Consider the following 7,701-nt stretch of genomic DNA (forward strand, 5'->3'; position numbering starts at 1 on the left):
CATGCGTCGATCTCTCCGGATGGTCGTGACGGTCACTGTCGCGGCCGGCACGATGCTCGCCGTCGGTGGTGTGGTGGGACTGCGCGACGCGGCGACGCCGGAGCGGGCCGGGACCGTCATGGTCCCGGCCTCGGCCGACCCCTTCGCCGCGACCGTCGCGCGGGCCCGGGACCGGCTGCGGCAGCTGCCCGGCGACTACCGGACGTGGGCCGAGCTGGGCGTCGCGTACGTCGAGCAGGCCCGCGTCACCGGCGATCCCAGCCGCTATCCGCTCGCCGAGGCCGCCCTGCGCCGCTCCCTGAAGGTCCGGCCCGCCGACAACCCGGACGCCTCGGTGGGACTCGGCGCCCTGGCCAACGCCCGCCACGACTTCGCCGCCGCGCGCGCCTTCGCCCGGGACGCGGTGCGGGTCAACCCCTATGACGCCGACGCGTACGCGGTGCTGGCCGACGCCGAGACCCAGCTCGGCAACGCGGCCGCCGCCACCGCCGCCGTCCAGCGCATGCTCGATCTGCGGCCGGGGCTCGCCGCGTACGCCCGGGCCTCCTACGACCTCGAACAGCGCGGCCGCCTCGCCGAGGCCACCGACCTCATGCGCCGCGCCCTGGCCGCCGCGGTGGATCCGGCCGACATCGCGTTCTGCCGCACCCAGCTCGGCGACCTCGCGCGCTTCGGCGGGGATCTGACCACCGCCGCGGCCGAGTACGCGGCGGGGCTGGCGGCCGACCCGTCGTACCAGCCGCTGCAGCGTGGCCGGGCCCGCGTCGCCGCGGCGCGGGGCAACCTCGGCGCCGCGTTGACCGATGCCGCCGCGGTCGCCGCCCGCACTCCGACCCCCGACACCCTGATGGAGTACGCCGGCCTGCTGCGCGTGGCCGGGCGTACCGCCGAAGCCGACCGGCAGCTCGCCCTGGCGGACGCCGCGCACCGCGTCTTCGTGGCCAACGGCGGCCGCGACGACCTCACCGCCGCGCAGCTGGCCCTCGCCCGGGGTGACGCCCGGGCGGCCGTGGCAGCCGCCGCCGCCGAGTGGCGCCGCCGGCCGTTCGCCGAGGTCGCCGACGTGCTGGCCCAGGCCCTGCACGCCGCGGGACGCGACCGGGAGGCCCTCCCGCACGCGCGCAAGGCCGTCGCCCTCGGCCCCCGCAACGCCGGGTACGCCTACCACCTCGCCCTGGTCGCCCTGGCCCTCGGCGACCGCGGCACCGCCCGCGCCCAGCTGTCCCGGGTGCGCGACCTGAACCCGTTCTTCTCGCCCGTCGAGGGCCCGACCGCGGCCCGCGCCCTGGCCGCCCTGGAGGCTCGATCATGAGTCATCTCGACGTCATCCGGTGGCACGCCGCGACCGGCCGGCCCGTGCGGCGGCTCCTCGTCGTCGCGGCGCTCGTCCTGGTCGCCTGCGTGCTGTCACCCGCCGGGCCGGCCGCGGCCCATCCGCTCGGGAACTTCTCCGTCAACCGCTACGCCGGGCTGACCCTGCACCAGGACCGCGTCGAGGCCGTGGCGGCGGTGGACCTCGCCGAGCTGCCGACCCTGCAGGACCCGGCCGCCTCCTGCGCCGAGGTTGTCGCCGCGCTGACCGTCACCGTGGACGGCAGGCGGCTGGCGTGGACGGTGGCTGACGAGTCGCTGACCTCCGCGGCGGGGGCGGGCGGGCTGCGGACCAGCCGCCTGGACTGCCGGCTGTCGGCGCCGGCCGTGATCCGGTCGGCCGTGCCCGTCACCGTGGACTTCCGGTTCCGGGACGACCGGATCGGCTGGCGGGAGCTGGTCGCGGCGGGCTCCGGGGTGCGTCTCACCGGGTCGTCGCTGCCGGCCGTCAGCGTGAGCGACGAGCTGCGCCGCTATCCGGAGGACCCGCTGGCCGGCCCGGCCGACGTCCGCTCGGCGAGCTTCACCGCGGCGCCCGGCTCCGGCACGGCTCCGGCTGCCGCGCCCGCCGGCTCCGCGGCCCCCGGCCCGCTGGCCGCGGCGGCGCACCGGCTGGACGAGCTCGTGGGCGGCGACCGGCTCACCCCGCTGGTCGGGCTGCTCGCCGTGCTGCTGTCCCTGGCGCTGGGTGCGGCGCACGCGGCGCTGCCCGGGCACGGCAAGACGGTGATGGCGGCCTATCTGGCCGGGAGCCGGGGCCGGCCCCGGGACGCGGTGCTGGTCGGCGTCACGGTCACCGCCACGCACACCGCCGCGGTCCTGGTGCTCGGTCTCGTGCTGACGGTCGCGGCCGGGGTGGCCGGTGAGCTGGTGCTCGGGTGGCTGGGCCTGGTCAGCGGCGTGCTGGTCGCGGCGGTCGGCGTGGGGGCGCTGCACGCGGCGGTCCGGCACCGCCGGCAGCATCACCACCACGAGCATCACGAGCACCACGAGCACGGGCCGGGGAAGTGGGGGCTGGCCGGGCTCGGCGTCGCCGGGGGGCTCGTGCCCAGCCCGTCCGCGCTGGTCGTGCTGCTCGGGGCGGTGGCGCTCGGGCGGACCGTCTTCGGGGTGCTGCTCGTCCTGGCGTACGGGCTGGGCATGGCCGCCACCCTGACCGCCGCCGGGCTCCTCCTGGTCCGGGTGCGGGACAGGCTCTCGGGCCGGCTCGTGCGCTGGAGCGCGCTGGCGCCGCCGGTCACCGCGGCGTTGATCGTCGTCGTGGGACTCGGGCTGACCGGCCGCGCGCTGATCACCGTCGTGTAAAGATTTGAGCTTGTCGATGTATTGACGTGGCGGCGCGGCGCGGCTGGGGTGAAAGACATGTCTACCCATGTCAAGCGTCACCTCACCGGAGTCGTCGCCGCCGGGGTCCTCGCGGCGCTCACGCTCACCGGGTCGGCCGGCGCCGGTGGCCGTACCTCCGCGGCCTGGACCGGCACCTGGGCCACCGGCGTGACCGGCGCCGCCACCGCGCCGGTCCCCGAGACCGTCTTCACCGACCAGACGCTGCGCCAGATCGTGCACACCAGCGTCGCGGGCCGGACCCTGCGCGTGCGGCTGTCCAACGAGCACGGCAGCGCACCCCTCGAGATCGGCGCGGCCCGCGTCGCCCGGCGGGACACCGCGGCCCGGATCGTCGCCGGCACGGACCGCCCGCTCACCTTCGGCGGCCGGACCTCCGTGACCGTGCCGCCCGGGTCGCCCGTCGTCAGCGACCCTGTGCCGCTGGCCGTGCCCGCCCGCACCGACCTCGCCATCAGCCTCCACCTACCGCGCCGGACCGTCGCCTCGACCCTGCACAACTCGGCCTTCCAGACCAGCTATGTAGCCGCGGGCGACCGCACCCGGGCGGCCGACCTGCCCGGCGCCGCCACCACGACGTCCTGGTACTTCCTGTCCGACGTCAGCGTCACCACGACGGCCGGGACCGGGGCGGTCGTGGCGTTCGGCGACTCCATCACCGACGGGTCGAGCACCACGACCGACACCAACCACCGCTGGCCCGACTATCTGGCGGCCCGCGCGCCCGGCCTCGGCGTGCTCAACAAGGGCATCGGCGGCAACCGCCTGCTGCACGACGGCAACACCCTGCCCGGCACGGACTTCTCCGGCATCGGCCCGCTCTTCGGCGACAGCGCGCTGCGGCGCTTCGACCGCGACGTCCTCGCCCCGGCCGGCGTCCGCCACGTCATCGTCCTGCTCGGCATCAACGACATCGGCCAGCCCGGCTCCACCTCCCCGGCGTCCGAGGCGGTGACCCTCGACCAGCTGATCTTCGCCCACCGGCAGCTGATCGCCCGCGCCCACGACCACGGCCTGCGCATCTACGGCGGCACGCTGACCCCGTTCGGCGACACCACGATCCCGGGCTACTACACGGCCGAGCGCGAGAGCGTACGCCAGGCGCTCAACCACTGGATCCGCACCAGCGGCGAGTACGACGCCGTCGTCGACTTCGACCGCGCCGTCCGCGACCCGGCCCAGCCGGTGCGCATGCTCCCCGCCTACGACAGCGGCGACCACCTGCACCCCAACGACGCCGGCATGCGCGCCATGGCCGACGCCGTCCCGCTGCGCCTCTTCCGCGGGACACCCGTGCCGGAATTGAAGGGCTGACCGGCCGACCCCGGACCACCTGCGAAATCACTCCCAGGACTGAGGGGCGCCGCCCGGCCGTAGCGGCCGGCGGCGCCCGGTGCCCATGCTGTGGCGGTTCCCGTCGCCGTCAGAGAAGAGCACCCGACCATGCGTTTCACACGAATTCTGTCCGCCGGACTGCTCGCGGCGGGTGTCGTCGCCGTCTCCGCCACGCCGGCGCAGGCCGTCGTGGTGGACTCCGGGATCGTCACGAGCAGCGTCTACCTCTCCCGCGGCGAAACCCGCTGGGTGGCCCGGGAGATCGACGGCGGTGCGATCGGGGCGGGTGCCGGGGCCGGCGGAGCCGCGGCGGTCGCCAAGGGCTGCGCCACGGTGGCCAAGATGCACTGGGCGGCCGGCGTGGCCTGCGTCGGCGGCGCCGCCGTCTACGGCACGGCGTTCGTCAACGCCACCCGGTCGGCCCGCAACGGCAACGGCTGCCTGCGGATCAGGTACACCAAGCCGGCCTTCACCCCGTCGCGCCTGCCGGTCATCGTCGGCTTCTACAACGACGGCGGGAGGCACTGCAAGAACTGATCCCGGACGCCTTCGCGACCACCCGTGGGACCGGTAGCTGTTTGATGCAGCCGTTCCGCCAGGCCGGCGACCACCACCGTCCCGGCGCCGTTCCCGGGCTGTTCCACGACAGTCGCCTTCCGGCCGGGGAGCCCGCTCGGGCATGCTGGGCGCCATGACGAACGACAGGGTGCTCGTGGCCGGCGGCGGCATCGCGGGACTGGCGCTCGCGCGGGCGCTGCGGCAGCGGGACGTCGCCGTGGATCTGGTTGAGCGGAACCCGGGGGCGGGCGGCGGGCTGGCGATCAATCTGCCCGGCAACGCGGTGACGGCGCTCGCGGCGCTCGGGGTGGGGGAGGGGCTGGCCAGCATCGGCCGGCCCACCGGCCGCCGGGAGTACAGGGCGGCGAGCGGGCGGCTGCTCTTCCTGGTCGACGAGGACGCCTTCTGGGGCGCCGGTGCGCAGCCGCGGTGCGTGCTCCGCTCGGACCTGCACGACCTGCTCAGCGACGGGCTCGACGTCACGCCGCGGACCGCGGAGGTCACCTCGGTGCGCACGACCGCCGGGGGCGCCGAGGTGACCTTCCACACCGGAGAGACGGCCGGTTACGGCTTCGTGGCCGGTGCGGACGGCGTACGGTCGGCCGTCCGCACGGCCCTCTTCGGCGGCTCGGGGGTGCGCGAGGCCCTGCTCAGCGCGGCCAGCTGGCGGTTCATGGCCCCCAACCCGGGCGTCGACTGCTGGATCGTGTGGTCGGGCGCCGCCGGCACGATCCTGCTGATCCCGGTCGGCGACCACCAGGTGTACGGGTACGCGTCCGCCACCCGCGGCGGCCCGATCGGCGCCGACGCCTCCTGGCTGAGCGAGACGTTCGGCGCCTTCCCCGAGCCGGTGCGCAAGGTGCTCGGCACGGTGGAGTCGCTCTACCACTCGCCGGTCGAGGAGGTGCGCGTGCCCGCGTGGAGCCGGGGCCGGTGCGTGCTGGTCGGCGACGCCGCCCACGCCACCGCGCCGGTCTGGGCCGAGGGGTGCGCGCTGGCGGCCGAGGACGCCGTCGTCCTGGCCGAGCTGCTGGCGGGCGGCGACTGGGACACCGTGGGCGCCCGCTTCGAGCAGCGGCGCCGCGCCCGGGTGGACCACGTCCAGGCCGCGACCGACCGCTTCGCCAAGGCGGCCCGGGTCCCGACATGGCTGCGCGACTTCGTGCTGCCGGCGCTGGGGCCCCGCTCGTACCGGGAGGCGTACGGCCCGCTGCGCGACCCCGCCTGAGCCGGATAGCTGTTTGATGCAGCCGCTGCGGGGCAAAGCGGCGGCATGCCTGGATGGTTGCAAGCCGGCGGCTGGGGACTCCTCGCCGGCTCCGCCCTGCTTGTCGGTGCCGCGCTCGGCTACCTCGCCCGGATCCCGCAGCGGATCATCGCCTCGATCATGGCCTTCGGCGCCGGCGTCCTGCTGTCGGCGGTCGCCTTCGAGCTCTTCGCCGAGGCCGACGAGCAGGCCGGCCTGCTGCCCACGGCGCTGGGCGCGGTCGGCGGCGCCGTCGTCTACACCGGCTGCAACGTGCTGCTAGCCCGGCGCGGCGCCCGGCACCGCAAGCGGTCCGGCGGCCAGCAGCCCTCCGAGGCGGAGCAGGGCGGCTCGGGCACGGCCCTGGCGCTGGGCGCGCTGCTCGACGGCGTACCGGAATCGATCGTCATCGGCACGAGCCTGCTCGGCGGCGGCGCGATCAGCGTGGTGACCGTCGCGGCCGTCTTCATCAGCAACGTCCCCGAGGGCCTGTCCAGCGCGGCCGGCATGCGCCACGCCGGCCGCTCCCGCCGCTACGTCTTCACGCTGTGGGCGGGCATCGCCCTGATCAGCGGCCTGGCCGCGGTGGCCGGCTACACCGTGCTCGGCGACGCACCCGCCGCCGTGCTGGCCGCCATCACCGCCCTGGCCGGCGGCGCAATCCTCGCCATGGTCGCCGACACGATGATCCCGGAGGCCTTCGAGGACGCCCACCTGCTCATCGGCCTGATCACGGTCGCCGGCTTCCTCGTCGCCTTCGCCCTCTCCCAGGCCGGCTGAGCCGATCGCCGGCGAGCCGTCGCACCGGGAGCCGCTGTCGACCGCCGGTCTCGACCGGCTGACCACGGAGCTGGCCGGGATCATGACCGGGGCGCACGCCGCCGGGGACGCCCGGGCCCGCGACGGTCTGCCGGGGCTCGGCTCCGCGAGCGTGCGCCTCCTGGCGGCCGCCGACCTGCTGCTCGATCGGGCGTTCCGGTCCGGCTGAGCCGGGCGGGCAAGTCAAGACTTTCGTTGCCGCCGGGCGTGCCCACAATGGGGGGAGTGGGCAGAGCGGACGAGGTACGCGCCGAGCAGGCGCACGTGACGGCGGCGTACGAGCGGCTCGGGCTCGAGGACGCGCCGGCGGGGCTGTGTTTCGGGCGGCTGGATCGGGTGGACGGGAGCACGATTCATGTCGGGCGGCGCGGGGTCCGGGCGGATGGTGAGCCGCTGATCGTGGACTGGCGGGCGGAGGCGGCCCGGCCGTTCTACGCGGCGACGGCGGGGCATCCGATGGGGCTGCAGCGGCGGCGACATGTTGCCATGGACGGCCGGGTGGTCGTGGGCGTGGCGGACGAGATTCTCGACGGGTCCCCGGCCGGGCCGGGTGATGTGCCGGGCGACGGTCCGCTGGCGGAGGTGCTGAGCGCGCCGCGCACCGGGCGGATGGGCGCCGCCGTGACGACGTTGCAGGCCGAGCAGGACGCCGTCGTCCGGTCGCCGCACCGGGGCACGGTGGTCGTGCAGGGCGGGCCCGGGACCGGGAAGACCGTCGTGGCGCTGCACCGGGCGGCGTACGTTCTCTTCGCGTTTCCCGCCGCGGCGCGCAATGTGCTGGTCGTCGGGCCGGATCGGCGCTTTCTCGAGTACATCTCGCGGGTGCTGCCGGCGCTGGGCGAGCACGGTGTCCAGCTGGTGGCCCGGCGGGAGCTCGCCGGGCTGCCGGATCGGGAGGATCCTCCCGGTGTCGCGCGGCGCAAGGGTGTGGCGCGGGTCCGCGTGCCTCGCCCCCGCGCGCGGCCGATGACGCTGCCGGTCGGGGACGAGCGGGTCACCGTCGGGCGGCGGGTGGTGGCCGATGCGCT

General features: G+C 76.0%; 8 protein-coding genes. All 8 read left to right on the forward strand.

The window, feature by feature from the left end; genetic code table 11:
• Position 1: 1 nt before the first annotated feature.
• Positions 2-1,312, forward strand: a complete 1,311-nt coding sequence (locus RBH18_RS17140; RefSeq protein ID WP_306208847.1) for a tetratricopeptide repeat protein — start codon at positions 2-4, stop codon at positions 1,310-1,312.
• Positions 1,309-2,676, forward strand: coding sequence for an urease accessory protein UreH domain-containing protein (locus RBH18_RS17145; protein ID WP_306208848.1), 1,368 nt, complete (start codon positions 1,309-1,311; stop codon positions 2,674-2,676). Before RBH18_RS17140 ends, RBH18_RS17145 begins: the two co-directional genes overlap by 4 nt.
• Positions 2,677-2,733: 57 nt before the next feature.
• Positions 2,734-4,029 (forward strand): SGNH/GDSL hydrolase family protein, encoded by a 1,296-nt coding sequence (locus tag RBH18_RS17150; RefSeq protein ID WP_306208850.1) that lies wholly within the window; start codon positions 2,734-2,736, stop codon positions 4,027-4,029.
• A 129-nt stretch (positions 4,030-4,158) separates the two neighbouring features.
• Complete coding sequence (locus RBH18_RS17155; RefSeq protein ID WP_306208852.1) at positions 4,159-4,587, forward strand: hypothetical protein; 429 nt, start codon at positions 4,159-4,161, stop codon at positions 4,585-4,587.
• 154 nt (positions 4,588-4,741) lie between these two features.
• A complete protein-coding gene (locus tag RBH18_RS17160) occupies positions 4,742-5,836 on the forward strand; it encodes an FAD-dependent monooxygenase (protein ID WP_306208854.1) in 1,095 nt (364 codons plus the stop codon).
• Between the two features lie 45 nt (positions 5,837-5,881).
• Entirely contained in the window at positions 5,882-6,634 is a 753-nt protein-coding gene (locus RBH18_RS17165; RefSeq protein ID WP_306208855.1) for a ZIP family metal transporter, read from the forward strand.
• Positions 6,635-6,716: 82 nt separating this feature from the next.
• Entirely contained in the window at positions 6,717-6,842 is a 126-nt protein-coding gene (locus tag RBH18_RS17170; protein ID WP_306208857.1) for a hypothetical protein, read from the forward strand.
• A gap of 56 nt (positions 6,843-6,898) precedes the next feature.
• Positions 6,899-7,701: UvrD-helicase domain-containing protein (locus RBH18_RS17175; protein ID WP_306208859.1), on the forward strand; the 803-nt coding region annotated here is incomplete at its 3' end.

It is taken from the genome of Actinoplanes oryzae, assembly GCF_030757795.1.
Taxonomy (GTDB): domain Bacteria; phylum Actinomycetota; class Actinomycetes; order Mycobacteriales; family Micromonosporaceae; genus Actinoplanes.